This is a genomic window from Actinoplanes sp. NPDC051343 (genome assembly GCF_044455125.1).
Classification (GTDB): domain Bacteria; phylum Actinomycetota; class Actinomycetes; order Mycobacteriales; family Micromonosporaceae; genus Actinoplanes.
Map to the genome: position 1 here is coordinate 1123094 of NZ_JBITEL010000001.1, position 25887 is coordinate 1148980.

Here is a 25887-nt window from a genome sequence, read left to right on the forward strand (position 1 = left end):
AGGCTGTGGACCATGGGACAGGCGGACACGACGCAGTGGTTCGGCGTCCTCGACGAGATTCTGAGCGGCTCGCACCTGTGGCGACCCGACCAGCTGGCCCCCTCCGTCGACGCGGCGGTCGTCAGGCTGGGCATGCGTACGACGGTCTGGCTGGTCGACTACGAGCAGATCGCGTTGCGGGCGTTACCCGTGCCGGGACGCGAGACGCCGTCACCGGTCCTGGTCGACGGGTCGTTGCCGGGCCGGGCGTTCGCGCGGGTGGAGTCGATGCCGGCGGCGGCCGACGACGGCCGGCACCGATGGTGGGTTCCGATGGTGAACGGCACGGACCGTCTCGGCGTGGTGGAGTTCGTCGTCGCGGCCGGCGGTGATGCCCAGGACGCCGATTTCGTACGGCGGTGTGAGCTGCTGGCGGGACTCGTCGGGCACCTGATCACCACCTCGTCCGAGCGCGGGGACCACTTCGACGTCGTACGCCGGTCCCGCGGAATGTCGACGGCGTCGGAACTGCTGTGGCAGATGGTGCCGCCGTTGACGGCCAGTTGCGATCGCGCGGTCGTGAGCGCCGTCCTGCAGCCCTGTTACGAGGTGGGTGGCGACGGCTTCGACTACACACTCGACGGTGCGGTGGCGCATCTGGTGATCCTCGACGCGGTCGGCAAGGGATTGGGGGCCGCGCTGGCGTGCGCGGTGGCACTCGCCGCGATCCGAGCCGAGCGCCGGGCCGGCCGCGGACTCCGGGAACAGGCCGGCGCTGCCGACGTGGCGCTGCTCGAACAGTTTTCCGACGCGCGGTTCGCCACGGCCGTCCTCGGGGAACTCGATCTCGACACCGGCCGGCTGCGCTATCTCAACGCCGGTCACCCGGCGCCCCTGCTGCTGCGCGACGGCAAGCTGGTCCAGGAGCTTCCGGGCGCGCGGCGCATGCCGCTGGGTCTGGCCGACCCGGAGACGCACATCGCGGAGGCGCGGTTGGAGCCCGACGACCGGCTGCTGTTCTATACCGACGGCGTCACCGAGGCCCGCACCCCCGGCGGCGAACGGTTCGGCCTGTCGCGCCTGGTCGGCCTGGTGGAAGGGCATGCCCGCTCGAACCTGGCCGCCCCGGAGGTGCTGCGCCGGCTGGCACACGCCGTGATCGAGTACCAAGGCGGCCCGCCGGACGACGACGCCACCTTGCTGTTGGTGGAATGGTCCGAGGCGGCCGTACCGAGGACCGTACCCACGACCGGCCGGTCGGCCGCCAACGACGAGGACCGCTGATGTCCGATCAGATCCTCACGGTGATCACCGAACACGTGACCGAGTCGATCGTCGTCCTGACCGCCACTGGCGAGATCGACCGGGAAAGCCAGTCGGTACTCGGCGAAGCCGCGGCGTCGGCGCTCGAGGGTGACAATGACCGGCTCGTGATTGACCTCAGTGCGGTCTCGTTCTGCGATTCCAGTGGTTTGAGCCTGTTTGTCCGCCTGCACCGGCGGCTCGCCGAGCGCGGTGGCTCGCTGCGGCTGGCCGGTGCCCAGCCACTGGTGCGGACCGTGCTGGAGGCGACGAACCTCCATCGGCTGTTTCCCGCGTACCCCACCGTGGAGCAAGCGGTGCAGGCCGCCCTGGCGGCCGACTGAGCGACGTACCTGGCGCCGGCGGCTCAGATGCCCTGGGTGAGCAGCAGCCCCGCGGCCCGCGCGAGGTCCGTGTCGGTCTGGCCGGCCCGGATGCACAGCGCCAGGTAAGCGTCGTCGGCACCGCAGTGAAGTTCCTTCATGATGACGCTCACCGCGAGCCGGATCGTGGCGCGGATGCAGAGGGCTTCGGCGTAGCCGGTGACCAGTTCCCGGCCGCCCTCGTCCAGCAGGTGCAGGTCGTCGGATCCGGCGGTCGCCCCGCCGCTGTGCTCGTGCACCGCCCATATCGCGTCGATCAGCGGGGCCATGGCGGTGCTGTCGCGACCGTACAGGTTCAGGACGGCGATGGGTTCTCCGCCGCCGGCGCACAGCGGGACGGACACCGAGGCGTGCAGGCCGAGGCGCGGTGCTTCCTCGTGGAAGTGTGGCCACTGCACGGTGGCGGCGATGGCCGGTACGCCCACCGGTGTGCCGGTGTCCAGCGCCTCGATGCAGGGACCGGCGCTGTCGATGTACTGCGCTTCGTCGACCGCCCGGACGAGTTCGTCGCTCACCGCGACGGTGACGTGCACCCTGCCGGTCAGGGCGGTGACCGACGCGTAGGTCGTGGCGCCGATGCGGCCGGCGGCCAGCTTCGCGATGGCCACGAGTTGGGAGCTCACGTCTTGCGCATGGTCCGGCGTCGCCGCCAGCGTGACCAGAGCGGTGGCCAAGGGCCCCGGCCCTTGGAGATGCGGGTTCGTGGACGGATGAACGGCCATGGCTTCTCCCGAGTGGCACAGATCCCGAGCGGCACAGAGGGGCCGCCCGCGTACCCGCCGGCGCATCGTTTACTCCGGCGTCCTCAGCGGCCGGCACCGGCGGTAAGGTTTACGACCGTGCCTGATGCTCTGATCAAGGCGAGCGGGCCGGCGTCGTGATGTGGCGCGGACGGATTTCGCCTGTTATGACCGGGCCGGTTAGGGCTCGGTCCGATATGAGGACTCAATGATGAGCGGCCGTTTCCCCGTGATCATGCTGGTCTGCTCCGCCGGAGGGCTCGAGGCCCTCGGCGCGGTCCTCGGCCGCCTGCCGGAGAACCTGCCCGCGGCCGTCGTCGCTCTGCAGCACCTCGAACCCGACCGGGCCAGCCAACTGCCGATGCTTCTGGACCGGTACACCGCCCTGACCGTGGCGCCGGCAACCGACGGCGACGCGCTGACCCCCGGCCGGGTTCTGATCGCCCCGCCGGGACAGCACACCCTGATCGCCGTTGACGCGTCGATCGCGCTGATCCCCTCGGGAAGCCTGCCGCCCTACCGGCCCTCGGCCGACCTGCTGCTCACCACGGCGGCGATCGCGCTCACCACCCGCCTGATCGCCGTCGTGCTCACCGGGCGCGGCAACGACGGCGCGACCGGCGCGACGGCGGTGCACCGCTTCGGCGGCACCGTGATCGTCAGCAGCCTGGACAGCTCCACCCAGCAGGCGATGCCCGAGGCGACCATCGGCCGAGACCACGTCGCCGGCCACGTCGTACCGCTTTCCGACGTTCCGATCCTCCTGCAGGAACTCGTCACCGCCCCACTGATCACGCCGGCGCGGAAGCCCACCACCGACGACGATTAGAACGCCGATAGGGGAGGCCGGCGTTGTTCCGACGGGGAAACCGGACGGGCGGTCCGCTGACGTTTCATTCACCGCTCGATGGGCAGGACCGACGGCGGAGGTGGAGCATGACGAGGGGAATCCTGGCGGGAATGGCCGCGGGCGCGGCGGGAACGGCGGCGCTCAACGCTGCGACTTATCTGGACATGACTGTTCGGGGCAGGGGTAGCAGCAGCACTCCGCAGGAGACGGTCGAGGCGATCGAACAGCGGCTGCCGGTCTCCGTACCGGGGGCGGGGGACGTCCGGGAGAACCGGGTGAGTGGCCTGGCCAGCCTGTCGGGCATCGCCACGGGTGTCGGCGTGGGCGCGCTGTTCGGCGTGCTGCACCATGCCGGTCTGCGGCTGCCGAAGCCGCTGGGCGCGGTTCTCGTGGCGCTCAGCGCGATGGCATCGACCGACGTGTCCATGGCCCGGTTGCGGGTCAGTGACCCGCGCGCGTGGTCGACGACCGACTGGCTCAGCGACCTGGTGCCGCATTTGTTCTACGGTGCCGTCACGTACGCCACCCTGGAGGCGCTGGACCGGTCGTGACCGCCGGTTCTCCAGCGGCCGTCACGACGACTTGTTTCCGGGCTCCTTGGTACGGGTGTCGAAATCGCTGTGGCCGTTCGGGCACTTGGGGATCTTGTGGCCTTCTTGCACGTGCACTGTCGCGTTGCACGTCGCACAGTGGAAGTCACCGGTCTTCTGTGCTTTCTCGCCCGCATGTGCAGCCATGGTGGGCTCCTCTCAAGGGGATCCGGCGCCGATGTCCGAGGTTGTCGCGGCTTGTCGTTGCTGCTTCAGGAGCCCGGGGTGAGCTCTTTCGCCGGTGCCGTGTACCCGTGGGGAAGGCCCCTACGCCGAGCGGCCGGAAATTTTCCGGGCCGTCGGCCATGGTGGTGGCGCCTGCCCGGTTCCTGCACGGTCGGGACACGCCACCCCTCGGCAAACCCGGCTTCGCGGCGCCGCCCCCGGTAGCCGCCGTGTCGGCCCGGCTGCCCGAAGGAAGCCGGCAGTGGATCTACAGCATGTTGAGCGGTGCCCAGGGCCGGCCCGAGGCGGAGGTCCCGCGGTTCGACGCGGACGCGGTGGCCAGGGCCATCGCCGGCGTCTATCCGCGCCGTCGCTACCCGGCCGTGGTGACCGGTTCCTACAACGGCGCTCTCACTCACCTGTGCGCCGCGCTGGGAGTGCCTTGGCCGCCCCAGACGATACTGCTGCCCGTACGTCAGCGGGGAAATCTCGCCCGACGACCCGGCGCGCGCCGCACATGCGTTCGACCGCACCGCCCGCGCGCTGCTGGACCGTAACTCCGATCTGGTGCTGCGTCACATGCACGATCCGAACCAGGGCCGGCGCCCCGGTACTTGCAAGCACTCGTTCGAGAAGTCCGGAGACCACTGGGAGCCCAAGGCGAAGAAGGGCCCGAGCGACGCCAAGGCCGCCGGCGGACGGGATACGAAGGCTGAGACGGCCGGTGGCGTGGACGCGAACGCCAGCAAGCAGCATTTGATGGCTCCGCGCGATCGCCGCGGTCGCGTAGCCGCGGGCGTTCAGGCCAAGAAGCTCGAGATCGGCTAGACCATGGGGGGCCACCGGGGGAAGGACGGCGGTGTTACCGGCCATTCGGGCCGGCGCAGGGTCAAGCTCGAGGGGTCAGGACCGCCCGCGCGCGTGTCGGCGGCGGGCAGCCGTACCCCGGTGCGCGCGGCGGTGGCCCAGGTGTCTGTCTTGCCGGATGGGGTGGAAGGTTTTAGAGTCGCCTCAGGGCCAAGCCGCGTGCCCGTCGTATCCGCGTCGACGGAGGGCGTGTTTCGTTGGACCTTCAATCACATTTCCGGTCCCCGGAGCGCGTAACGATCGCTTCGATCGCCGACCCCGACGACACGGTGACCGCGATGATCTACCGTCACGCGCAGCCGCTGGTGCCCGAGGCGGCCCTGTCCTTGGTCGTGATCTCGGTAGACGGCGATGTGGAGTGCGACGCCGCCGCACACCTGGACCACATCCTGCAGCAAACGATGAAGGACGGAACGCCGGTCTGCTGCGACCTGAGCCGCACCGACTTTTTCGGTGCGGCGGGGGCGACCGTCGCACTGCGCGCCGCACACCGTGCCGCCGAATCCGGCTCCGTGTTCCTGCTCCGGGGCGTGCACGGCGTTTCAGCAATCGTTCTCAAGGTGGTCGGCTTCGACCAGTCTCTGATCATTCAGGCCGATTCCTGATGCCGGACGGCTGCCCACCTCCGGCGTCCACGGGGACACACCCCGAACCGATCTCGCCGAACAAGGGTTTCAAGTTCGTGGCCGGGTTAGCTGTACAGCGCCGAATCACCCGGCTTGCGAGGCTACGGGTCGGCGCATCTATACGGCGGTGCCCGACCGCCACCTCGTCATCGACGATGACGACGTGCTGGGGCTGAGCCACGGGGCCGCGTGAGAACCGTGTGCGCCCGGCTGTCGACGCGCTGTTCCGCCCGGCCGCTCGGTGATGCGGGGCCCGGGTGATCGCGGTGGTGCTGTGGGGCGCCCTCGAGGACGGGGCGGCCGGGCTCGCCGCGATTGCCGGGCGGGGCGGCCTCGGTCTGGTCCAGCAGCCGGGAAGAGGCCGCGTTCAACGGTGTGCTCGGGCGGCCCGGCCGCGGTGCCCGCCGCCGTCGCGTCTCGCGCGGTCCAGCTGGCGCGGAGGATCACCGAACTTGCCGGCCGGCCGGGGCCACGTCCTCCGCACCGTCCGAGGCTCTGATCTGGGAGACCACATCATCCGGGACGGCAATTCGAAGGCCGCTCACGTCGGCCGACCGGTGGAGCTCGGGTGCCCCGAGCGCAGCGGCGACCGGCAACGCCGTGCACTTCGGTGAGGTATTGCATCCGTTTTAGTCGGTTCACTACGGTGGCCAACTCGTAGGCGCGGGTGTGCCACCGGGCATTGTCGGCCGCGCAGGCGGCGCCGCAGGCCGCGACGGTGTCATCATTGCGCTGGAGACCGGTTGAAGTGCCCACGGCCGCCGATCGCGTTGCGCCCTCCCCACCAGGGAAACCGGCACGGAACGGGAGGTCTCGACAGTGACGATGGACTGCTCGGTAGAGAATCTGGACGATGTCCTGGTGGCGGTCCTTACGGGCCGGCTGGGGCTCGCCGACGTTGCCGGGTTGCGGCTGCGTCTTGTCAAGTGCCTGGCCGAGCAGCCCGAGGCGATGCTCGTGGACCTGTCCGGCTGCACAGTCGCGGAGCCGCTGGCGCTCACGGTCTTCACCGCGGTGTCCAGCCAGGCGGTGCGCTGGCCCGGCATCCCGGTGCTGCTCTGTGCGGCGGCCGGGCGGACGCAGGCGCTGCTGAGCCGGGCGGCGTTCCGCCACCTCCCGCAGTTTGCCAGCGTCGAAGCGGCCCGCGAGCACGCCGCGGCCTACCGGCAGACCCTGCCGCGGCTCACCGAGGAGTTCCTGCCGCTCTCCGGTGCGGCCCGGCACGCGAGGAACGTGGCCACCGACGCCTGCCTGCGCTGGGATCTTCCACACCTGATCGGGCCGGCCAGCCTGATCGTCAGCGAACTCGTCAGCAACGTGATCGATCACGCGAACACGATGGCGACGCTGCGGTTGTCGCTGCGCCCCCGCTATCTGACCATCGCCGTACGCGATGGATCGCTGGTCGAGCCGGTCTGGCCGGGCACGCAGCCGGGCACCGACGCCCTGCCCAGCTTCCGCGGCCATGGCCTGCACCTCGTGGAGACGATCGCGCACAGCTGTGGCTGCCTGCCGACGGAAGGTGGCAAGGTGGTCTGGGCGTCGCTGGCGGCCTGAACGCCGGTCCACGCTCAGCGGCAGTTGTTACCCGAAAAGCAGTTCGGCCAAGCCGGACACTTTGAGGACGTGGAAAACATAGGGCCGGGCGCCGGTCAGGCGCAGTCCGACGTCGGCCAGCCGGGCGGCCGAAGCGGCATCGAGTAGCGCGGCTACGCCCGCCGCGTCGACCAGAGGCACGTCGACCAGGTCCACGATCACCCTTTCCGGGCGGGCGGCGACCGCGTTGTGCAGGGCGGCCCGAAGCCGGCCCGAATTGTCCCGGTCGAGCTCGCCGCGGGTCCGGACGATCAGCACGCCGTCGTGGCGGCGGCTGGTCAGCTCCAGGCCGTAATGATCGGGCAGGTCGGTGCCCTCCCAGGGCGGCAGCACGTCGTTCAGCATGGCCTCGCGCAACCAGGTCAGCGCGCGGGTAAGGAGCCGAGACACATGCATCTGGGAGATGCCCAGTTCGGCGGCGATCTCCGTCTGGGTGCGGTTGCCGTAGAACCGCAAGGCAAGGATGTGACGATCACGAGCCGGCAACCGGAGAAGCAGCGCGGACAGGGTGAGCTTGTCGTCCACCGATTCGAGGGCGTGATCGGAGGTGGCCAGCACGTCGCCGAACTCGTACGAGCCGTCACCGGCGGTCACCGGCGTGTTCAGCGACATCGGTGCGTAGCCGCGGCTGGACTTCAGTGCCTCGGTCACCTCGTACTCGCGCACGCCGAGCCGGTCGGCGACTTCGGCTCGAGTCGGTGTGCGGGCCAGTCCGCCGGTCAATTCCGCGACCGCGCGCCGGGCCGCCAGGCTGAGGTCCTGGAGGTCGCGGGGAACGTGCACACCCCAGGCCTTATCCCGGAAATGGCGCTTGATCTCGCCGGTGATCGTCATGAAGGCATACGCGGTGAACGATCCCCGGCCCGGCTCGTATCGGTCGATGGCATTCACCAGGCCCATGCGGGCGACCTGTTCGAGGTCGTCGACCGCCTCGCCGCGGCCGCGGTAGCGGCGGGCCAGCCGACCGGCGAACGCCAGGCATTCCATGGTGAACTCGTCACGGAGGGTGGCTCGTTCACCGGCGGAGGGGGCAACGGCTGACCGGTCGAAGTACGCGAGTGCCCCGGCATCAAGATCCTCGAAGGTACCATCTCCGGAAGCCCGATCACCCCTCGCCATCGGTATACGCTCTCCTTCGTCCGCCGGGCGCCTTTCCGTCGAATTGCCCCTGGGCTTGCCGCCCCAAACCGTAAGCCGATCAGCCGGCCGCGACCACGAAAACACCTGCCCGAGCAATAGTCAGTGGATTGGCGTCCCTCGTTGCCTTGTCGGCCGTCATCGCCGTTGGGCGCGTCCCCGGAAGGAGACGCACCGCGCTCGGTCATCCTAGGATCCTGGGTCAGCGGTCGTCGTGCAGCAGGCCGGCTGGTGGGCGAGGACGGCCAGGTGGGTGCGGTCGTTGATGCCCAGCTTGGCGGACATGCGGCGCAGATAGGTGCGGACCGTCTGGAGGCTGAGCAGCAGTTCGTCGGCGATCTGCCGATTGGAGAGCCCGGCGGCGACCAGTCTGGCAGCGCCGCCAGAACGTCGAGAATCCGGCTTCGCATCCCCCGGAGGCTGGCCCACCAGGCCGCCCATCTCAGAAGGTCGGCAGCGGGGCCACCAGCGCAAGGCTGAAGACCCCGCCCGCACTGATGGCGAGCACGCCGCCGAGTCCGGTCGGGACTGCGCACTGCTCGTATGTGTCGTCACCCCAGGCGTGCAGGATGCCGTCACTGGTGAGGGCAAGGCAGTGCGACTCGCCGGCCGAGAGCTGCACACTGCTGCCGGCCAGGTGCTGCGGTGAGCCGCGTGGTGCCTGGCCCCACGAGATGAGCTTGCCGTCGTCGCGCAGCGCGATGCTGTACGTGGCGCCGGCCGCAACGGCGACCACTCCGAATGCGTCCAACGGAACCCTGGCCTGGCCGTAGTCGTCCCGCCCCCAGGCCACTACCGTCCCGTCGGCCCGCAGCGCCAGGTTGTGGGCCTCTCCTACGGCGACCTCGACGACATCGCGCAACCCGGCCGGCGTCCTGGTCTGGCCGTGAAAGTTCTCACCCCAGGCGACCACCGTGCCGTCGGGCCGCCGCGCCACGCTGTGCCAGCCGCCGGCCGCCACCGCGACCACCTCGCCGACCGACCGGGGCACCCGGCATTGTCCCCCGTTGTTGTTCCCCCAGGCTGCGACCGTGCCGTCGGTGCGGATCGCCAGGTTGTGCGCGGCGCCGGCCGAGACGGCGCGCGCCTGGCCCAGCCGGCGCGGAACCCCGGCCTGCCCGAACGCATTTTCACCCCAGGCAACGACATCACCCTGGATGGTGAGCGCGAGCCCGTGCCGAGCGCCGGCGGCGACCGCGGTCACGTCGCGGAGGCCACTGGGCACCGTGACCTTGCCGAACTCGACGCCCGTGGCCATCGCCCGCACGATGCTCGGGTTGCGGGCGCCCCAGCCGACCACTCGCCCGGCGACCGGAGAGGGCCGGCTGGCTGCCGGCGGCGGGATTTCCGGCACTGGATTCGGGGTGTAGGGCGTCGGCGCCGCGCGCCCGGTGAGCGTATGGGCGAGCCAGATGTCGCCGTGCACCCCGTAGGCCCATCGTCGCGGTGTTTGCTCGAACCCGTGCCGCACGACGAAGTCGGAGGCGTACGTGAAGGCGTCGTCGACCGAGATGAGCTCGCGCCCCTCCCGCACCGCGTGACCGGACCGGAGGCCGTCAATCAGACCAGCTGTGAAGGCGGAGCCGGCGATCGCGGCCCCCGGTAGCGCGTATCCCTCGAACGAGTATTCAGTCGCGCCGGAGGCGGTCAGCACGATCCGGCCCCGTCCGTGCCCGGCGAGCTGGGCGAGGCTGTCGGCGAGGTCGTCCTCGCCGCTTTTGGTACCGGCCGCGAACGCGCCGCTGAAGCAGCAGTCCAAGATCACGACCTGCTGACGGGCCCGGCATTCGTCGAGCCGGTCCACCAGCCACTGGGCCTCGATGGCGGTCGCGGCGAGCCTCGTCTGGATGGTGTCGCACAGCACGAAGTGAAGCCGGCCGCGAGCGTCCTTCTTGCCGTGCCCGGAGAGGTAGACGACCAGGGTGTCTATGCCTCGCCGGGACAGATGCTCCTCGATCGCGATCCGGCACCGTTGGCTCGTCGGATCGCTGATCGACTCGACCTCGAACCCGCCGACCCCCGGGTCGCCGAGTACCCCGGCGAGTTCCGCCGCGTCGCGTGCCGGCGCCCGCAAGCGTCGGAAACTCTCATCCCGGTAGGACGACGTCGCGACGATCAGCGCGGATCGTTTTCCCAGTCGCTGTTCAGGCATGACGGACCACGATCAGTGCTGCGGTCACGGAGTCACCTCCGGCCTCAGTTTCGCGGCGTGCCGGCCGGCCTCCTCGGCCAGCGGGTGGAACCGTGCCCGTAGCCCACGGACCACTACCAGAAGCACAACCAGCCCGGTGCAGACCAGGGTCACGAGGCCGACGGCATAGACGCCGTAGCCGAAGAATCCGAGGATGCCGAAAATCCAGCCACCGAAAAGAATCCCGATAAGGGTCACGGCCACCAGACGCACGGTGAACTCCATGACGGTATCGGCGACTTCCCTGATCGGCAGGGCGGACAGTGCGGTCCAGGCCAGAGTCAGGACGAAATACGCGACTGCGGCAAAGCCGAGGACCAGTCCGAGATTTGATCGCGACCCGGTGACGACGTATTTCACGTCAGCCTCGGCGGTGAGGCGAACAAGGACCGCGCCGAGAACGAGACCAGTCGCCGGCACCACGACCATACGGGTCGCGTTCCGAGCCGCGAGGAACCAGAGCCGTGCGGCCCGGATCGCGATATCGACAATGGCGGCGAACCATAGGAGCAGCCAGTTCGCTACGCCGACCAGAATGCGAAGCGTCCAGTAGTAGAGCACATAGACGAGCAGATCGATCACTGCGAGGACGAGCTGGGTCGCGTTGTGCGTCAGGCCGTCCAGCAACCGGTCCGGGACGGACCGCCGGCGAACGGAGCGGCTGGGCTGCCGCACGGAAGCCAGCTTGTCCGGGCGACGTGGCGTGGCAATCAGACGTGATTCGCCGGCCGTCCAGCGGGTGACGCTGTGGATGGCGGCGAACCCGCACAGGGCGAACGCGATGAAGATGACTGCCATCCAAGCAAGCCAGGTCATGGGCGTCACCAGAAGCTGGGCCACCCATGGGCCGCCGGAATTCGCCGGAGCGACCCCGGCGAATCGAAGCACTGATGCACCGGCCGCCACGCCGAGGCAGGCCGCGATCAGCGGCGCGCCCGGAATGCCGCCGATCGAGTCGGCGGCCTTGTTCGTGGTGATGGCCCGCTGGCTCAGGCGAGTCGCCCAGCCTGCCGCGACCACCAGCGCGACCACCGTGAGCACCGGCCGGAAGGCGCTGCCGTGCGAATGAGTCAGCACGAAGGAGAGTCCGCACGCGACCGCCCAGCCCGCCACCGCGGATCGACCGGCGACCGGGAAGTGCCGGAGCGGCAGACCCGTGACGGCGAGACCGGCGCCGGCGAGAACAAAGAAGATCGGCAGCGAATTGCCGGCGATCGGCGCGAAATAGAAGGCGAGCGCTGTCAGGACACAGACTGCCGCGCCCAGCGCATAACGAACGCGTAAGGAAAGTCTGCGCAGAACAAGCAGCGCGCCGTGGGTCCGGCAGAACACGGGAACCGTCCGGGACGTTTTCGCCTCCGCACGCGGAATGCCGGTTTCGGTCCGGTCAGCCGCGGCCGACCGGACTGCCGGATGAGGCCGACCGCCTGCCCTGATGTCACAATTGCCAGATATGTCAGTTCGGACGGAAGGAATCGCGTGGGTCTGACCCGACGGGGGCTGTTGAGTCTGGGTGCACTGACCGCGCTCGGCACGCTCGTGCCCGGTGAGGCGGAAGCGGCGGCGCCGCTCGGCGGCCCGGTCCGTTTCCAGCCCGGCCGGGCGATGCTCGGCTCCTACCTGGCGCTGCGCGGCCGCAGCCTGACCCAGAGCCTCGCCCTCCGGCAGCAGCAACTCGGGCGGGGCCAGCGGATCGTGCACAAGTATTATCCCTGGTCGGGCTACTACCCGGCGGCCGAGCCGGACGTGCCGTCGGGCAGCGTTTTGATGATCAGTTGGAACGGCACCAACTATCGCCCGATCGTCGACGGGTCGTCCGACCTGGCCATCACCACGATGGCGACGCATCTGCGGGACCTGAAGCGGCCGATCCTGCTGCGCTGGGGCTGGGAGATGAACGGCAACTGGTTCGCCTGGGACGGCACCCACAACGGCAAGAAGCCGAGTGGCTACATCGCGGCCTGGCAGCGGATGCACAAGATCTTCCGGGCGAAGGGCGCCACCAACGTCGCCTGGGTGTGGGGCCCGAACTGGAACTCCGGCCCGAATGTCAGCTGGAACCACTTCCAGCACTACTACCCGGGTGACTCGTTCGTCGACTGGGTCGGCGTGTCCGGGTACAACTTCTCCGGCGAGACCCCGCGCACGCTGTTCACGCCGATCGTTTCGGCGTACGGGAAACGCAAGCCGATCATGCTGGCCGAGACCGCGGCCGTCCGTTCGAAAGCTACGTGGATCAAACAGTTGTCGTCGTACGTTGCGGCCACCCCGTCGGTCGGGGCGGTGGTCTGGTTCGACACCGACATCCAGAAGGGCGCGAAGTACAACTTCCGTCCCGACACGGACGCCGCCACGCTGGCCGCCTACCGGGCCATGGCCCGGTCCAAGAGGTTCTCCGGCTGACTCCCGGCTTGCGCCCGGACGTCTCGTACGCCAAGGTGGGTACCCGCATCTGCCCCCGGCGGAAGGGACGCCTCGTGGATCGGCTCTGGAGCCGAGTCGGTGTACGCACCCTCGCGGTCGCCCTGCTGGCCGGCGGCATCGCCGGCGGTGTCCATCTCGGACAGCACCGCGACCAGCAACAGCAGGGTGCCCAGGAGCAGCTCGCCATGGACGCCGACGCCGCCGACCTGCAGTTCCTCAAGGCCCGGCAGAACGAGCACGCGGCGGCCCGGGCCCAGCAGCGCGAGGCCGAGAGCGACGCCGCGTCCAAGGCGGCAACCGAGGCGAAGGACGCGGCCGGCAAGGCGTCGTCGCTGCGGCAGGCCGTGGCCGACAAGAAGAAGGCCGAGAAGGCGGAGAAGGCCGCCAAGGCGAACGCCAACGCCGACAAGGGCACCGTTGCCTACAACGGCCCGATCCCCGGCTCGTGCAAGGAGTTCGTCGGCAACCGGGCGACCGGCTGCGCGCTGATGCTCGAAGCCGGCTTCGGCATCGACCAGTTCCCGTGCCTCGACCACATCTTCACCAAGGAAAGCGGCTGGAACGCCCATGCCGAAAACAAGAGCAGCGGGGCGTACGGCATCCCCCAGGCGCTTCCGGGCAGCAAGATGAGCTCGGTCGCCTCGGACTGGAAGACCAACCCGGCCACCCAGATCAAGTGGGGCATCGGGTACATGAAGGGCCGCTACGACTCCCCGTGCGGGGCGTGGTCGCACTGGCAGAACTCGGGCAACTACTGATCAGAGGGCGGCCCTGACCTCGGCCGACTCCATCGGCAGGGAAAACATCGGGAAGTCGTAGGCGATCGCGTTGTCGTGCTGCTCGGGTGACGTGGCCGCCATGCAGTCGGTCAGCGTGATCACCCGGTAGCCGTTCTCGTACGCGCTGCGCATCGTGGACTCCACGCAGCAGTTGGTCAGGAACCCGCCCAGGATCACGGTGTCGATGCCCTTGCTGCGCAGGATGAAGTCGAGGTTGGTGCTGGCGAACGTGTCGAGCCCCCGCTTGCCCTCGATCAGGATGTCGCCGTCGGCCGGGGTCAGGTCGTCGACGATCGCCGCGCCCCACGTGCCCTTGACGAACGCGTTGCCGTCGACGACGCCCTTGAGGATGCCGTACGGGTGCCGGGACAACTCGCCGAAGCCGGGCGCGAACATGATCGGCGCGTGCATGATCGTGCAGCCGGCGGCCCGGGCCGCCTCGACGAACGTCACCGTCTTCGGCAGCATGCCGGTCTTCTCCATCACCGGTGCGACCGCGTCGTGGAGGACGCCGCCGTCGGAGGTGAACTCGTTCTGGTATTCGATGAGGACGACGGCGGTCCGGGACGGGTCGAGCTGCATGGCTGCAACCTCCTGTGGCGAGCGTCACTGCTTCACTCCCCCACTCTGCCGTCAGCGGAAGAAAAGGTCGATACCTTCTCCTCGTCGATACGCTGGCGGGATGCATGCGCGTCACGACCCCTACCGGTGGGGCCAGCCTTCCCCTGGCGGCCCGTGGCAGCCGGCCAACCTGCCCGGCGCCGGCCCCGGTCTGCCCGGATGGCTCGAGGAACGCCTCTTCGACCAGCGGATCGTCATGATCCGCGGCGCTCTGACCGGCGAGACGTCGACCGGTGTGGCGGCCGCACTGCTCACGCTCGACGCGGCCGGCCCGTCCCCGATCCAGCTGCACGTGGCCAGTTCGGGCGGCGACCTGGCGGCCGCACTGGCGGTCATCGACGTGATCGACGCGATGGTGGCCCCGGTGCACGCGGTGGTGACGTCCGAGGCGGGCGGCGCGGTGATCGCGGTGCTGGCGGCGGCCGAGAAGCGGTCGGCCTACCGGCACGCCCGGTTCCGGCTCACCGAACCCCGCGCGGCCGGCGTCAACGGCACCGCCGACGAGGTCGCGGCGGCGGCCGGCCAGCACCTGCGCGAACTGGAAGAGGTCATCCTGCGGCTGGTCACGGTCACCGGACAGCCCCGCAGCAAGATCGAGGACGACCTCTCGGCCGGGCGCAACCTGAGCGCCCAGGAGGCACTCGCCTACGGCCTGATCAACGAGGTAGTCGGCAAGGAGGATTAGCCGCCGGCTGCGCCGACAATCGGCCGGCGCGGCCATCGGCCATAGCGGAAGCCGCCGGCCGCACGGCCGCGCGGCCCGATCGACGGCGGCGCGGTGGGGGGATCGGCAGAGCGGCGAAGGACGGGCCACGGCCCGGCGAGAACGAGAACGAAAACGGCCCCGGGTCTCCCCGGGGCCGTTGTTCGTACGCGGTGAGGTGCCTCAGCCGGCGATCGTCACGCCGTCGCCGAAGTCACCCGCGTTTGACGTCTGTGCGTCAGTCGGCGACCTTGACGCCCATGGAGCGGGCGGTGCCGGCGACGACCTGGATCGCAGAGTCGAGGTCGTTGGCGTTGAGGTCGGGCAGCTTGCGCTCCGCGATCTCCTTGATCTGAGTCCGGCTCAGCGTGCCAACGGTCTGGGTCAGCGGGTTGGAAGCGCCCGACTGGATGCCCAGCGACTTGCGGATCAGGAAGCTGGTCGGCGGCGTCTTGTAGGCCAGCGTGTGGCTGCGGTCCTCGTAGACGGAGACGATGACCGGGATGATCTCGCCCCGGTTCTTGGCGGTGGCCTCGTCGTACTCCACCTTCACGGCACGCATGTTGGCCCCGGTCGGACCAAGCATCTTGCCGAGGTCGACCATCGCGGCGTTACCCGCCTCAAGCGCGAGGGTTACCTCATGGGTCTTTTTCTTGGGCGGCATTGCGTAGGGCTCCTCTTAGGCGCGCTGCGGGCTGAATGCGCAGCTCGCCAGCATCATCAACACACGACAGTTACACACGAGAACCCCGAGACCTTACTACCGCGGTCCGGACAGGGTCAAAACGCCTGGCTTGATCAAACGGCAGTGGATTCTCGGGTACCGCCTACCAGCATAACTCGGCGCTCAGTACTGGTCGCACTTGCACCGGGTCATCAGTGCCCGGACGGTCGACACGTACTGCGGGTTGGGCACGCTCTTGGTCGCGCCGTCCTCCTCGATCGAGCCCTGCCCGGCGTTGTAACCGGAGATCACCACGTTGAGCAGGCACCACGACGTGGTCGTCTTGCACCTGCTGGGGCTCAGGTCGTACTTGCCGCCGAAGTAGAGGTCGCCGGCGTGACGCGTCAGGTAGGCCAGGTAGTTGGCGCCGGCCAGCGCGTTCTGCTTGTAGTCGGAGGCGTCGTAGTCGAGGCCGAAGCGCTGGTTGATGAAGGCCACCGTGTCGGGCATCACCTGCATGATGCCGGCGCCGCCGTCGCAGTTGTGGATGTTGCTCTGCCAGCCGCTCTCCATGTATGACACGCCCTTGACCAGCGTGTAGTTGAGCTTGAGCTGGGGCGCCTCATGAGTCCAGTAGATGCGGCCGGACGCGGCCTTGAGCGCCGCCTTGACCTTGCTCATCGAGACCGGCTTGGTCTTGTCCTTGTGGGCGCAGGACGGCAGTTGCTCCCAGAACGGCTGCTCGGTCGGGGTGGTGCTCGACGGCTTCTTGGTCGCTTTGGTCTTTTTCGGCGTCGGTTTGGTCGTCGGCTCGGGTGCCTGGGTCGTCGGGTCGGGCGCCGGCTCGTCGGTGGTCGGGTCGGCCGACGGCACCGAGGCCTGGTCGGCCATCGGGGCGGCGTCGTTGACCGGCTCGTGACGACCGCCGAACACACCGCAACCACCGAGGACCAGCAGCGCCGTGGTCGCCACAATCAGGTGCCGGATCTTCCCCATCGACGACCTTTCCTACCCCGAGCCGAACCGATGGCGAACGGTAACAGTCGGTCGTCGCGCCGCGCTGCCCGGCGAAACGGACAAAGAGCACGTGTGACGGAACCGGTCCCATCGATTCAACCCCGGAACGGCAATCGCAACCGTCGCCGGGGACAATAGAGGTATGCAGACCCGCACCGACCTACGCAACGTCGCCATCATCGCCCACGTGGACCATGGCAAGACAACCTTGGTCGACGCCATGCTGCGCCAGGGGAGCCAGTCCCACGCGCGCGGTGAGATGGCCGACCGCGCCATGGACTCCATGGACCTGGAGCGGGAAAAGGGCATCACCATTCTCGCCAAGAACACGGCGATCAGCTACCAGCCCGCCGGCGACTCGAAGCCCGTCACCATCAACATCATCGACACCCCGGGCCACGCCGACTTCGGTGGTGAGGTCGAGCGCGGCCTCACCATGGTCGACGGCGTCGCACTGCTGGTCGACGCCAGCGAGGGGCCGCTGCCACAGACCCGCTTCGTGCTCCGCAAGGCGCTCGCCGCGAAGCTGCCGATCATCCTGATCATCAACAAGGTGGACCGGCCCGACGCCCGCATCAAGGAGGTCGTCGACGAGACCTACGAGCTCTTCCTCGACCTCGACGCCGACGAGCACCAGATCGAGTTCCCGATCGTCTACGCGTGCGCCCGCGACGGCATCGCCTCGCTGACCATGCCCAAGGACGGCACCGTCCCGGAGGACGCGACCGACCTCGAGGTGCTGTTCAACACGATCCTCGAGACCATCCCGGCACCGACCTACCACGAGGGTGCGCCGCTGCAGGCCCACGTGGTCAACCTCGACGCGTCCAACTTCCTCGGCCGCCTCGCGCTGTGCCGGGTGCACGAGGGCACGATCCGCAAGGGTCAGACCGTGGCCTGGTGCAAGACCGACGGCACGATCACCAGCGTCCGCATCTCGGAGCTGCTGATCACCGAGGGCCTGGAACGTAAGCCGGCCGAGAGCGCCGGGCCGGGCGACATCATGGCCGTCGCCGGCATCGCCGACATCATGATCGGTGAAACCCTGGCCGACGCGGAGAACCCGATCCCGCTGCCGCTGATCAGCGTCGACGAGCCGGCCATCTCGATGGTCCTGGGCACCAACACGTCGCCGATGGTCGGCAAGGTCAAGGGCGGCAAGGTGACCGCCCGCATGGTCAAGGACCGGCTCGACCGGGAGATGGTCGGTAACGTCTCGCTCCGGGTCCTGCCGACCGAGCGCCCCGACGCCTGGGAGGTGCAGGGCCGCGGCGAGCTGGCGCTGGCCATCCTGGTCGAGCAGATGCGCCGCGAGTCGTACGAGCTGACCGTCGGTAAGCCCCAGGTGGTCACCAGGATCATCGACGGCAAGATCCACGAGCCGGTCGAGCGGCTGACCATCGACGCGCCCGACGAGTTCATGGGCGCCATCACCACGCTGCTGTCCACCCGCAAGGGCCGGATGGAGGAGCTGATCAACCACGGCACCGGCTGGCTGCGGATGGAGTGGCTGGTCCCGGCGCGCGCGCTGATCGGCTTCCGCACCGAGTTCCTGACCGAGACCCGCGGCACCGGCATCATGCACCACCTGTTCGAGACCTACGAGCCGTGGTTCGGCGAGCTACGCACCCGCAGCAACGGCTCGCTGGTCGCCGACCGGGCGGGCGTGGTGACCGCGTTCGCGATGACCAACCTGCAGGAGCGCGGCCAGCTGTTCGTCGAGCCGACCACCGAGGTGTACGAAGGCATGATCGTCGGCGAGAACTCCCGCCAGGACGACATGGATGTCAACATCACCAAGGAGAAGAAGCTGACGAACATGCGTCAGTCGACCTCCGACGAGACCGAGAAGCTGATCCCGCCGCGCAAGCTGTCGCTCGAGCAGGCCCTCGAGTTCTGCCGCGAGGACGAGTGCGTCGAGGTGACCCCGGCGGCCGTGCGCATCCGCAAGGTGATCCTCGACCAGCAGACCCGTGGACGGCAGGCGGCACGGCGCAAGCACGCGCAGTAGAGCTCCTGCTCAGCGCGTACGCCCGCAAACCGCAAGCCCCCGCCCACCGTGAGGTGAGCGGGGGTCTTGTCGTTCAGCTGTGGTGAGCGGCCAACTCGCGCCGGCGCTCGCGGGCCAGGCTGGCGACGGTGGCGACGCCGAGGCAGCCGACGATGACGACCAGCGAGAGCCAGATCGGGATCTCGGGCGCCCAGTGCACGCCGTGGCCGCCGTTGAGGAACGGCAGCGTGTTGGTGTGCAGCGCCTCGAGGAACAGCTTGACCCCGATGAACGCGAGCACGGCGGCCAGACCGAGGTTGAGGTAGACCAGGCGCTCGAGCAGGTTGCCGAGCAGGAAGAACAGCTGACGCAGCCCCATCAGCGCGAAGACGTTGGCCGTGAAGACCAGGTACGGCTCCTTGGTGATGCCGAAGATCGCCGGGATCGAGTCGAGCGCGAACAGCAGATCGGTCGTCCCGAGCGCGATCATGACGATGAGCATCGGGGTGACCATGCGCCGCCCCCGGCTGAGCACCGTCAGCCGCCCGTCGCCGAAGCTGCCGGACACCGGCAGGACCCGCTTCGCCCAGCGGATCAGGACGTTCTCCTGGAACTCCTCGTCGCCGCCGTTCTCCTTGACCAGCGTGACGGCGGTGTAGACCAGGAACGCGCCGAACAGGTAGAACACCCAGGAGAACTGCGAGATCAGGGCGGCACCGGCAGCGATGAACGCGCCCCGCATCAGCAGGGCCAGCACGATGCCGATCAGCAGCACCTTCTGCTGGAACTGCCGCGGCACGGCGAACCGGGCCATGATGATCACGAAGACGAACAGGTTGTCGACGCTAAGCGAGTATTCGGTCAGCCAGCCGGTGTAGAACTCGCCGGCCGCGCGGCCCCCGCTCACGAACCAGACGCCGAGCCCGAACAGCAGCGCCAGAGCGACATAGAAGGCCACCCAGAGGCTCGACTCGCGCATCGTCGGCTCGTGCGGACGCCGTCCGACGATCAGCAGATCGACCGCGAGCACGGCAACCAGGGCGACCAGGGTGGCGATCCACGCCCAGGCTGAGACGTTCACAATGAACCTCCGGCAGACACGATTCGGCGCTGTGTCCGCCGTTGGGCCTGTTCCCGGGCTTACTGGCGTGCACAGCGACGTGCGGCTGTCGGAGGTCTCTTCCGCCGCCCCCATCACGTGGGACGACCGCCGGGCCCGGGTCGGCCCTCGGGTGGGCCTTCCGTGTTGACGATCCCGGCGCGGGGGAATACTCCCCTCCTACGAGTAGCCATTCTGTCTCATGGTCGGCCGTTCTGTTAGGGCAACCCCGGGAAACGTGGGGGCGGTCTCCCTGGAGAATCGCCCATCTCGTTGATCGCGGTGGCTTCCCGGGCCGGCGAACGCGTTCGCTACGATCCTGTTCATGAGTCCGCGTCGGGTGCCGGTCAGCCGCCGGGACCGGCCGGCCAAAGCGCCGCTCAGCCGGGCGGCGGTCGTTGCCGCCGGCATGCGGGTCATGCGGGAGGAAGGGCTCGAGCGGCTCACCATGCGGCGGCTCGCCGCCGAGCTCGACACCGGGGCGGCATCGCTCTACGTGTACGTCGACAACATGGCCGAGCTGCACGGGGCGCTGCTGGACGAGCTGCTGCGGGACCTTCCGCTGCCGCCGATCGCCGCGGCCGGTTGGCAGGACGCGGTGATCGGGGTGCTCAGCGATTACACCCGCATGCTGTGGACCTATCCGAGCCTGGCCCGGTCGCTGCTCGCGCTGCTTCCGTCCGGGCCGCACTACCTGCGCCTGATCGACCGTGTGCTGGGCCTGCTGGTGGCCGGCGGGGTGCCGGCGCGCGCCGCGGCGTGGGGGGTGGACCCGCTTCTTCAGCTGGCTACGGCCACCGCGGCCGAGCAGGGGACACGCCGCGAATCGGCCGAGGCGGCCGGCGAGGAACAGCACCTGCAGGCCGCGGTTCGCGAGGCGCAGCCGGCCGACCACCCGAACATCGCCCGCGCGCGCGACGACCTCTTCTCCGGGACCGGGGAGCAGAGGCTCCGCTGGTACTTCGGCATCCTTCTCGCCGGCATGGCCACCACCCCCCTGCCCGTCACGCCGCCCGGTAGCGGGCTCGACGGCCCCGCAGGGTGAAGCCGACCTCCTGGTAGAGGCGGGCGGCGCCCGGGTTGTCGACGTTGACGTTGAGCCAGGCCTCGGGCTCGCCGGCCGCGGCCATGCGGCGCAGGGCCTCGGTGACCAGGGCCCGGGCCAGACCGCGGCGGCGGGCGGCCGGGACGACGCCCACCTGCACTATCCAGCCGGCCGCGGCGGTCACGAAGCCGGCGTCGCCGACGCCGGGCAGGTGGGCCAGCAGCGACCAGCCGGGACGGAAGTCGTCGTCGGTCTCGTTGTCGGCGATCCACTCGGCGGCGGTCGGGGCCGGATAGCCGGGACGGCTCCGGAACGCGGCCGCGTAGACGTCGAAGAATCGGCCGGCCCGGCCGGTCGTCCACGTGCTGACGGCGACGCCGGGCGGCCAGCACGGGAGGCCGTCGAACCAGGTCAGGTCGATGCAGAGCACGTACTCGGCGAAGATCGGCCGCAACCCGCGCGAGCCGAAGAGGGCCGCCGCCCGATCGGTCAGCGACTCCGTCTCGACGGTGGCGGCGCCCCCGCCGAGCGAACCGGCCATGGTCAGGCCGTGGTCGAGCAGCCGGCCGCCGACGCCGCGGCCGCGCGCCGCCGGATCGACCAGCCCGGTGATGATCGGACCGGGTCCGGCTCCCGGGCACACCACGCCGGCCGCCATCAGCTCGCCCGAGGAACCGCGCAGGCCGAAACGGACCGCCCCGGCCGCAGCCCACCGCCGCCGCAGGAACCCGGGTTCGGCGGCCAGCGGCAACCCGCCGTCGGCGACCAGGCACCGCCGAGCGAGCCGCACCAGCTCCTCCGGCACATCCCCGGCCACCTCGGCCCACGGCACCTCGCGGCCGGCCGCAGCCGGACCACGGCTCGCCTGCGGCTCGGGGGTCGACGCCTCGGTCGAGGTCATCGACCGAGGCTATCGAACCGGACCGATGGACCGGGACTGGCGAAGTGGCGCTATTTGACGCCGGTCATGTCCATGCCGCGCAGTTCCTTCTTCAGCTCGCTCATCTCGTCGCGGATGCGGGCGGCCAGCTCGAACTGAAGTTCGCGGGCGGCGGCCAGCATCTGCTCGTTGAGGTCCTGGATGAGCTGGGCCAGTTCGGCCCGCGCCATGCCGGCGGTCGCCGCGGGTGTCGTGGCGCCGCGGCCACGGGACCGGGTCTCGGGGACCGGGGCCTTACCACGGGACATCTGACGGCCGCCGCCGCCGACCATCGGACCACTGACCGTGGCGTCGGTGTCCTCGGCCTCGCGGTAGATGTCGTCGAGGATGTCGTGGATCTTTTTGCGGAGGGCCTGCGGCGTGATGCCGTTCGCCTCGTTGTGGGCGATCTGCTTGGCCCGGCGGCGGTCGGTCTCGTCGATCGCGTCGCGCATCGACGGGGTCATCTTGTCGGCGTACATATGGACCTCGCCGGACACGTTTCGCGCGGCGCGGCCGATCGTCTGGATCAGCGAGCGGCCGCTGCGGAGGAAGCCCTCCTTGTCGGCGTCGAGGATCGCGACCAGCGACACCTCAGGCAGGTCGAGGCCCTCGCGCAGCAGGTTGATGCCGACCAGGACGTCGTAGTCGCCCTTGCGGAGCTCCTTCAGCAGCTCGACCCGGCGCAGCGTGTCCACCTCGGAGTGCAGGTAGCGCACGCGGATGCCGTTCTCCAGAAGGTAGTCGGTCAGGTCCTCGGCCATCTTCTTGGTCAGCGTGGTGACCAGGACCCGCTCGTTGCGCTCGGTGCGCAGCCGGATCTCGTGCATCAGGTCGTCGATCTGGCCCTTGGTCGGCTTGACCACGACCTGGGGGTCGACCAGGCCGGTCGGCCGGATCACCTGCTCGACGTACTCCCCCTGGGCCTGCTGCATCTCCCACGGCCCCGGGGTCGCGGACAGATAGACCGACTGGCCGACCCGCTCGAGGAACTCGTCGAACCGCAGCGGGCGGTTGTCGGCCGCGCTGGGCAGCCGGAACCCGTGCTCGATCAGGATGCGCTTGCGGGAGGCATCCCCCTCATACATCCCGCCGATCTGCGGGATCGTCACGTGCGACTCGTCGATGACGGTGAGGTAGTCGTCGGGGAAGTAGTCGAGCAGCGTGAACGACGGATCGCCCGGCGACCGGCCGTCCATGTGCATCGAGTAGTTCTCGATGCCGTTGCAGAAGCCGACCTGCCGCATCATCTCGATGTCGTAGGTGGTGCGCATGCGCAGCCGCTGAGCCTCGAGCAGCTTGCCCTGCCGCTCGAACTCGGCCAGCCGCTCCTCGAGCTCGGCCTCGATGCCGCGGATCGCCCGTTCCATGCGCTCCGGACCGGCCACGTAGTGGGTCGCCGGGAAGATGATCAGCTCGTCGACCTCGCGGACCACGTCACCGGTCAGCGGGTGCAGATAGTAGAGCCTCTCGACCTCGTCACCGAAGAGCTCGATGCGGATCGCCAGCTCCTCGTAAGCCGGGATGATCTCGAGCGTGTCGCCCCGGACCCGGAACGTGCCCCGCTGGAACGCCATGTCGTTGCGCGAGTATTGGATGTCGACCAGCCGGCGCAGCAGCTTGTCGCGGTCGACCTCGGCGCCGACCTTGATCTTCGCGGCGCGGTCGACGTATTCCTGCGGGGTGCCCAGGCCGTAGATGGCGCTCACGGTGGCGACGACGATCACGTCGCGCCGGGTGAGCAGCGACATCGTCGCCGAGTGCCGCAGCCGCTCGACCTCCTCGTTGACCGACGAGTCCTTCTCGATGTAGGTGTCGGTCTGCGCGATGTAGGCCTCGGGCTGGTAATAGTCGTAGTAGCTGACGAAGTATTCGACCGCGTTGTTGGGCATCAGCTCGCGCAACTCCTTGGCGAGCTGCGCGCAGAGCGTCTTGTTGGGAGCCATCACGAGCGCCGGCCGCTGCAGCTTCTCGATCAGCCACGCGGTCGTGGCACTCTTGCCGGTGCCGGTCGCGCCGAGCAGAACCGTGTTGCGGTCGCCGCGCCGGACCCGTCGCTCCAGCTCAGCGATGGCCGCCGGCTGGTCACCGGCGGGCTGAAACTCACTGATGACCTCGAAACGGCCGTCGAGGACAGGGATGTCGAGCGCCATGGCAACCACCGTACGTCGGGGGTACGACAAGTTCCCGCAGTCGCCGGACGCCCTCGGCGAACAGCAAAGCCGGCACCGTGCTGAGGGTGCACATTCAGCCCCCGCGGCGGCCATGTACTGCGTCGTGCGACACACCTAGGCTGTGGCGGGTAGGCCGCTCGCGGCGGTCGCCCGGGATGCAGCGGATAACCACACGTCCGACATTCCGGCCCATGGTCGATGCGCCCCGGCACTAGCCCGCTGGGCGCACCCAGGGAGGTCGCGCGCATTGCGCCGACCGGCCGCCGCGAGCGCCACCTCTCTTTCAAAACCTTTTCCCGTACGCGGGTGAGCCGCGCGACAACCACACCCGCGCCGCCCCGGGCTGCTCACTCGTCCGGCGGCTGCCACCCGGTGGCTGCGGCCCATTCGTCGGCGGCCAGTGCCTCCGCCTCGAACCAGGGTTGTTTGGCTTCGCCGTACGGGAAGAAGTTCTGATTTTGCCGTGACCAGCCCGCCTTGGCCGTCGCATAGTCGTCGCGGGCCGCCGGGACCGCCCGCAGGTGATCGCGCATGAGCAGGGCGAACCGCCACCCCGGCGACCCGGCCACCCGAACGTGCAGCTTGGCCGGCCGGCCCGGGTCGGCGTTGCCGTGCAGCCGTTTCGGCCAGGTCTCGCCGGGCCGGCCGTGCGCGTTGTCGGACCACTCCCCGGCCCGGCGCGGGAACCCGGCGTCGGCCAGCCGCCCGGCCAGGTCATCGGCCTCGTCGAGGGTGCGCACGGCGAGCATCAGATCGATGACGTCCTTGGCCGGCAGCCCCGGAACCGCAGTCGATCCGATGTGCGTGACCTGGGCGTTCCCCACCGCCGGACCCAGCGCGTGCCGGATCCGCCCGATCAGCCGCGCTGCCTCCGCCGGCCACGCCGGGTCGGGGTCGCGCACAGTCACCTCCGAGCCGATCGGCGCCGTCGTGCGCAGCCGATGATGCTCCTCGAACGGCCGCAGCCGCTCCCGCACCAGCGCGTCGACCCGTCGGTGAAGCCCCACGAGGTCCCCGTTGTTGTCGATCAGCACGTCGGCCGCGGCCCGGCGCTGCCCGTCGGTGGCCTGCGCGGCGATCCGCGCCGCCGCCTGAGCCTCGCTCATCCCCCGCGTCTCGACAAGCCTGGCGATCCGCCGTTCCTGCTCGGCGTCAACCACCAGGACGAGATGGTACGAACTGGCCAGCCCGGTCTCGACCAGCAGCGGAACGTCGTTGACGACGATTGCGTCGGGTGGGGCGGCGCGGGTCAGTTCGGCTGTCCGGGCCCGGACCCGCGGGTGAATGATCCTCTCGAGGCGCCGGCGGGCATCGTCGTCACCGAAGACCTCAGCCCCCAGAGCCGGCCGGTCGAGCGCCCCGTCCGGGCCGAGAATCTTGTCACCGAAGGCGCCGACGATCTCGGCCAGGCCGTCGGTACCCTTCTCCACGACCTCGCGGGCCAGCCGGTCAGCGTCGATGATGATCGCGCCGTTGTGGGCCAGTCGTTTGGCTACTTCGCTTTTGCCGGCGCCTATGCCCCCGGTCAGCCCTACCTTTAGCACTCGGTCAGTATCTCCCGAGCCCCCGCCCCGAACCCTGGCCACCACTCGGAGATCTCCCCGCGACGTGGGCGGGGTGCGGGGCCGGGCGTTCGCCTCCCACCGGCCATGAGGCGACCACCCCAAACCCGAGTGTCGGCGACGCGCGAAAGTTGCCGCCGCTGCCCTTGCCGCCCGCCTCGGCCCAACCCAGACCCGACCCGACCCGACCCGGCACGGCCCGGCACGGCCCGGCACGGCACGGCCCGGCACGACCCAGCGCGGGGCGGCGCGGCGCGGCACGGCGAGGCGAGGCGAGGCGAGGCGAGGATCTGCCGGGCGAGCTCGCGCAATGCGACCTGTGGTTCGCGCCGGCCGAGGTGCCGTTCAAGGTTCGGTCGCCCGGGCGGCTCGCCGATGATGGTGATGGTGACGGTGATGGTCTGCGGCTACTGGCCTGGTTGTCCGCAACGATGATCCCGACCCGGCATCGCCGCCCTTTGACA

The 25887-nt window shown here is 69.6% G+C and carries 25 protein-coding genes and 1 pseudogene; 13 read left to right on the top strand and 13 right to left on the bottom strand.

Annotation, left to right across the window (positions count from 1 at the left end; genetic code table 11):
* Nucleotides 1-12: 12 nt before the first annotated feature.
* A complete protein-coding gene (locus ACIA5C_RS05000) occupies nucleotides 13-1263 on the top strand; it encodes a PP2C family protein-serine/threonine phosphatase (RefSeq protein WP_396051347.1) in 1251 nt (416 codons plus the stop codon).
* The gene (locus tag ACIA5C_RS05005) at nucleotides 1263-1625 is read left to right on the top strand and encodes an STAS domain-containing protein (RefSeq protein ID WP_396051349.1); all 363 of its coding nucleotides are present in this window, start codon (nucleotides 1263-1265) and stop codon (nucleotides 1623-1625) included. The genes ACIA5C_RS05000 and ACIA5C_RS05005 overlap by 1 nt, the downstream gene beginning before the upstream one ends.
* A 23-nt stretch (nucleotides 1626-1648) precedes the next feature.
* Here ACIA5C_RS05005 and ACIA5C_RS05010 read toward each other — a convergent pair whose 3' ends face one another.
* A complete protein-coding gene (locus ACIA5C_RS05010; RefSeq protein ID WP_396051351.1) occupies nucleotides 1649-2287 on the bottom strand; it encodes a GAF domain-containing protein in 639 nt (212 codons plus the stop codon).
* A 328-nt stretch (nucleotides 2288-2615) separates the two neighbouring features.
* Here ACIA5C_RS05010 and ACIA5C_RS05015 point away from each other — a divergent pair, with 328 nt between their 5' ends.
* Nucleotides 2616-3233: a chemotaxis protein CheB gene (locus ACIA5C_RS05015; RefSeq protein ID WP_396051353.1), complete on the top strand. Its 618-nt coding sequence runs from the start codon at nucleotides 2616-2618 to the stop codon at nucleotides 3231-3233.
* 107 nt (nucleotides 3234-3340) lie between these two features.
* Nucleotides 3341-3805, top strand: coding sequence for a hypothetical protein (locus ACIA5C_RS05020; protein ID WP_396051355.1), 465 nt, complete (start codon nucleotides 3341-3343; stop codon nucleotides 3803-3805).
* 21 nt (nucleotides 3806-3826) lie between these two features.
* Here ACIA5C_RS05020 and ACIA5C_RS05025 read toward each other — a convergent pair whose 3' ends face one another.
* A complete protein-coding gene (locus ACIA5C_RS05025; protein ID WP_396051357.1) occupies nucleotides 3827-3991 on the bottom strand; it encodes a hypothetical protein in 165 nt (54 codons plus the stop codon).
* A 636-nt stretch (nucleotides 3992-4627) separates the two neighbouring features.
* Here ACIA5C_RS05025 and ACIA5C_RS05030 point away from each other — a divergent pair.
* From ACIA5C_RS05030 to ACIA5C_RS05045, 4 genes and pseudogenes are all read left to right on the top strand, one after another.
* Nucleotides 4628-4771: pseudogene (locus ACIA5C_RS05030) on the top strand (cation transport regulator ChaB); the annotation flags it as partial.
* A 383-nt stretch (nucleotides 4772-5154) separates the two neighbouring features.
* On the top strand, nucleotides 5155-5481 hold the full coding sequence (locus tag ACIA5C_RS05035; protein WP_396051358.1) for an STAS domain-containing protein: 327 nt from the start codon (nucleotides 5155-5157) through the stop codon (nucleotides 5479-5481).
* 278 nt (nucleotides 5482-5759) lie between these two features.
* Nucleotides 5760-6116: a chemotaxis protein CheB gene (locus tag ACIA5C_RS05040; protein WP_396051359.1), complete on the top strand. Its 357-nt coding sequence runs from the start codon at nucleotides 5760-5762 to the stop codon at nucleotides 6114-6116.
* A gap of 247 nt (nucleotides 6117-6363) precedes the next feature.
* A complete protein-coding gene (locus ACIA5C_RS05045; RefSeq protein WP_396051361.1) occupies nucleotides 6364-7059 on the top strand; it encodes an ATP-binding protein in 696 nt (231 codons plus the stop codon).
* A 27-nt stretch (nucleotides 7060-7086) separates the two neighbouring features.
* On the opposite strand, the gene ACIA5C_RS05050 is transcribed toward ACIA5C_RS05045, so the two are convergent.
* The 4 genes from ACIA5C_RS05050 to ACIA5C_RS05065 form a co-directional block, all read right to left on the bottom strand.
* Complete coding sequence (locus tag ACIA5C_RS05050; RefSeq protein ID WP_396051363.1) at nucleotides 7087-8217, bottom strand: SigB/SigF/SigG family RNA polymerase sigma factor; 1131 nt, start codon at nucleotides 8215-8217, stop codon at nucleotides 7087-7089.
* A gap of 207 nt (nucleotides 8218-8424) precedes the next feature.
* Nucleotides 8425-8676: a response regulator transcription factor gene (locus ACIA5C_RS05055; protein WP_396051365.1), complete on the bottom strand. Its 252-nt coding sequence runs from the start codon at nucleotides 8674-8676 to the stop codon at nucleotides 8425-8427.
* A gap of 1 nt (nucleotide 8677) precedes the next feature.
* Complete coding sequence (locus ACIA5C_RS05060; protein WP_396051367.1) at nucleotides 8678-10387, bottom strand: caspase family protein; 1710 nt, start codon at nucleotides 10385-10387, stop codon at nucleotides 8678-8680.
* A gap of 24 nt (nucleotides 10388-10411) precedes the next feature.
* The gene (locus ACIA5C_RS05065; protein ID WP_396051369.1) at nucleotides 10412-12127 is read right to left on the bottom strand and encodes a hypothetical protein; all 1716 of its coding nucleotides are present in this window, start codon (nucleotides 12125-12127) and stop codon (nucleotides 10412-10414) included.
* Here ACIA5C_RS05065 and ACIA5C_RS05070 point away from each other — a divergent pair.
* Nucleotides 12122-12829: a glycoside hydrolase family 26 protein gene (locus ACIA5C_RS05070; RefSeq protein WP_396051371.1), complete on the top strand. Its 708-nt coding sequence runs from the start codon at nucleotides 12122-12124 to the stop codon at nucleotides 12827-12829. The two genes, ACIA5C_RS05065 and ACIA5C_RS05070, sit on opposite strands and share 6 nt — an antisense overlap.
* A 74-nt stretch (nucleotides 12830-12903) precedes the next feature.
* On the top strand, nucleotides 12904-13608 hold the full coding sequence (locus tag ACIA5C_RS05075; RefSeq protein ID WP_396051373.1) for a transglycosylase SLT domain-containing protein: 705 nt from the start codon (nucleotides 12904-12906) through the stop codon (nucleotides 13606-13608).
* Here the strand turns inward: ACIA5C_RS05075 and ACIA5C_RS05080 are convergent, their stop codons facing one another.
* On the bottom strand, nucleotides 13609-14211 hold the full coding sequence (locus ACIA5C_RS05080) for a cysteine hydrolase (protein ID WP_396051374.1): 603 nt from the start codon (nucleotides 14209-14211) through the stop codon (nucleotides 13609-13611).
* A gap of 100 nt (nucleotides 14212-14311) precedes the next feature.
* Between ACIA5C_RS05080 and ACIA5C_RS05085 the strand changes: the two genes are divergently transcribed.
* Nucleotides 14312-14935, top strand: coding sequence for an ATP-dependent Clp protease proteolytic subunit (locus tag ACIA5C_RS05085; protein ID WP_396051376.1), 624 nt, complete (start codon nucleotides 14312-14314; stop codon nucleotides 14933-14935).
* 256 nt (nucleotides 14936-15191) lie between these two features.
* On the opposite strand, the gene ACIA5C_RS05090 is transcribed toward ACIA5C_RS05085, so the two are convergent.
* The gene (locus ACIA5C_RS05090; protein ID WP_396051378.1) at nucleotides 15192-15617 is read right to left on the bottom strand and encodes an uL11 family ribosomal protein; all 426 of its coding nucleotides are present in this window, start codon (nucleotides 15615-15617) and stop codon (nucleotides 15192-15194) included.
* Between the two features lie 183 nt (nucleotides 15618-15800).
* On the bottom strand, nucleotides 15801-16613 hold the full coding sequence (locus ACIA5C_RS05095; RefSeq protein WP_396051380.1) for a transglycosylase SLT domain-containing protein: 813 nt from the start codon (nucleotides 16611-16613) through the stop codon (nucleotides 15801-15803).
* Between the two features lie 163 nt (nucleotides 16614-16776).
* On the opposite strand from ACIA5C_RS05095, the gene typA reads away from it, so the two are divergent.
* The gene (typA, locus tag ACIA5C_RS05100; RefSeq protein ID WP_396051382.1) at nucleotides 16777-18645 is read left to right on the top strand and encodes a translational GTPase TypA; all 1869 of its coding nucleotides are present in this window, start codon (nucleotides 16777-16779) and stop codon (nucleotides 18643-18645) included.
* Nucleotides 18646-18718: 73 nt separating this feature from the next.
* Here the strand turns inward: typA and ACIA5C_RS05105 are convergent, their stop codons facing one another.
* Entirely contained in the window at nucleotides 18719-19705 is a 987-nt protein-coding gene (locus tag ACIA5C_RS05105) for a TerC family protein (protein WP_396051383.1), read from the bottom strand.
* A gap of 343 nt (nucleotides 19706-20048) precedes the next feature.
* Here ACIA5C_RS05105 and ACIA5C_RS05110 point away from each other — a divergent pair, with 343 nt between their 5' ends.
* Nucleotides 20049-20768 (top strand): TetR/AcrR family transcriptional regulator, encoded by a 720-nt coding sequence (locus ACIA5C_RS05110; RefSeq protein ID WP_396051384.1) that lies wholly within the window; start codon nucleotides 20049-20051, stop codon nucleotides 20766-20768.
* Here ACIA5C_RS05110 and ACIA5C_RS05115 read toward each other — a convergent pair.
* From ACIA5C_RS05115 to coaE, 3 genes are all read right to left on the bottom strand, one after another.
* Nucleotides 20728-21669 carry a GNAT family N-acetyltransferase gene (locus tag ACIA5C_RS05115; RefSeq protein ID WP_396051385.1) on the bottom strand — a complete coding sequence of 314 codons (942 nt, stop codon included), beginning with the start codon at nucleotides 21667-21669 and terminating at the stop codon, nucleotides 20728-20730. The two genes, ACIA5C_RS05110 and ACIA5C_RS05115, sit on opposite strands and share 41 nt — an antisense overlap.
* A 50-nt stretch (nucleotides 21670-21719) precedes the next feature.
* A complete protein-coding gene (uvrB, locus tag ACIA5C_RS05120; RefSeq protein WP_396051387.1) occupies nucleotides 21720-23840 on the bottom strand; it encodes an excinuclease ABC subunit UvrB in 2121 nt (706 codons plus the stop codon).
* Between the two features lie 368 nt (nucleotides 23841-24208).
* The gene (coaE, locus tag ACIA5C_RS05125; protein ID WP_396051390.1) at nucleotides 24209-25405 is read right to left on the bottom strand and encodes a dephospho-CoA kinase; all 1197 of its coding nucleotides are present in this window, start codon (nucleotides 25403-25405) and stop codon (nucleotides 24209-24211) included.
* Nucleotides 25406-25887 lie beyond the last annotated feature (482 nt).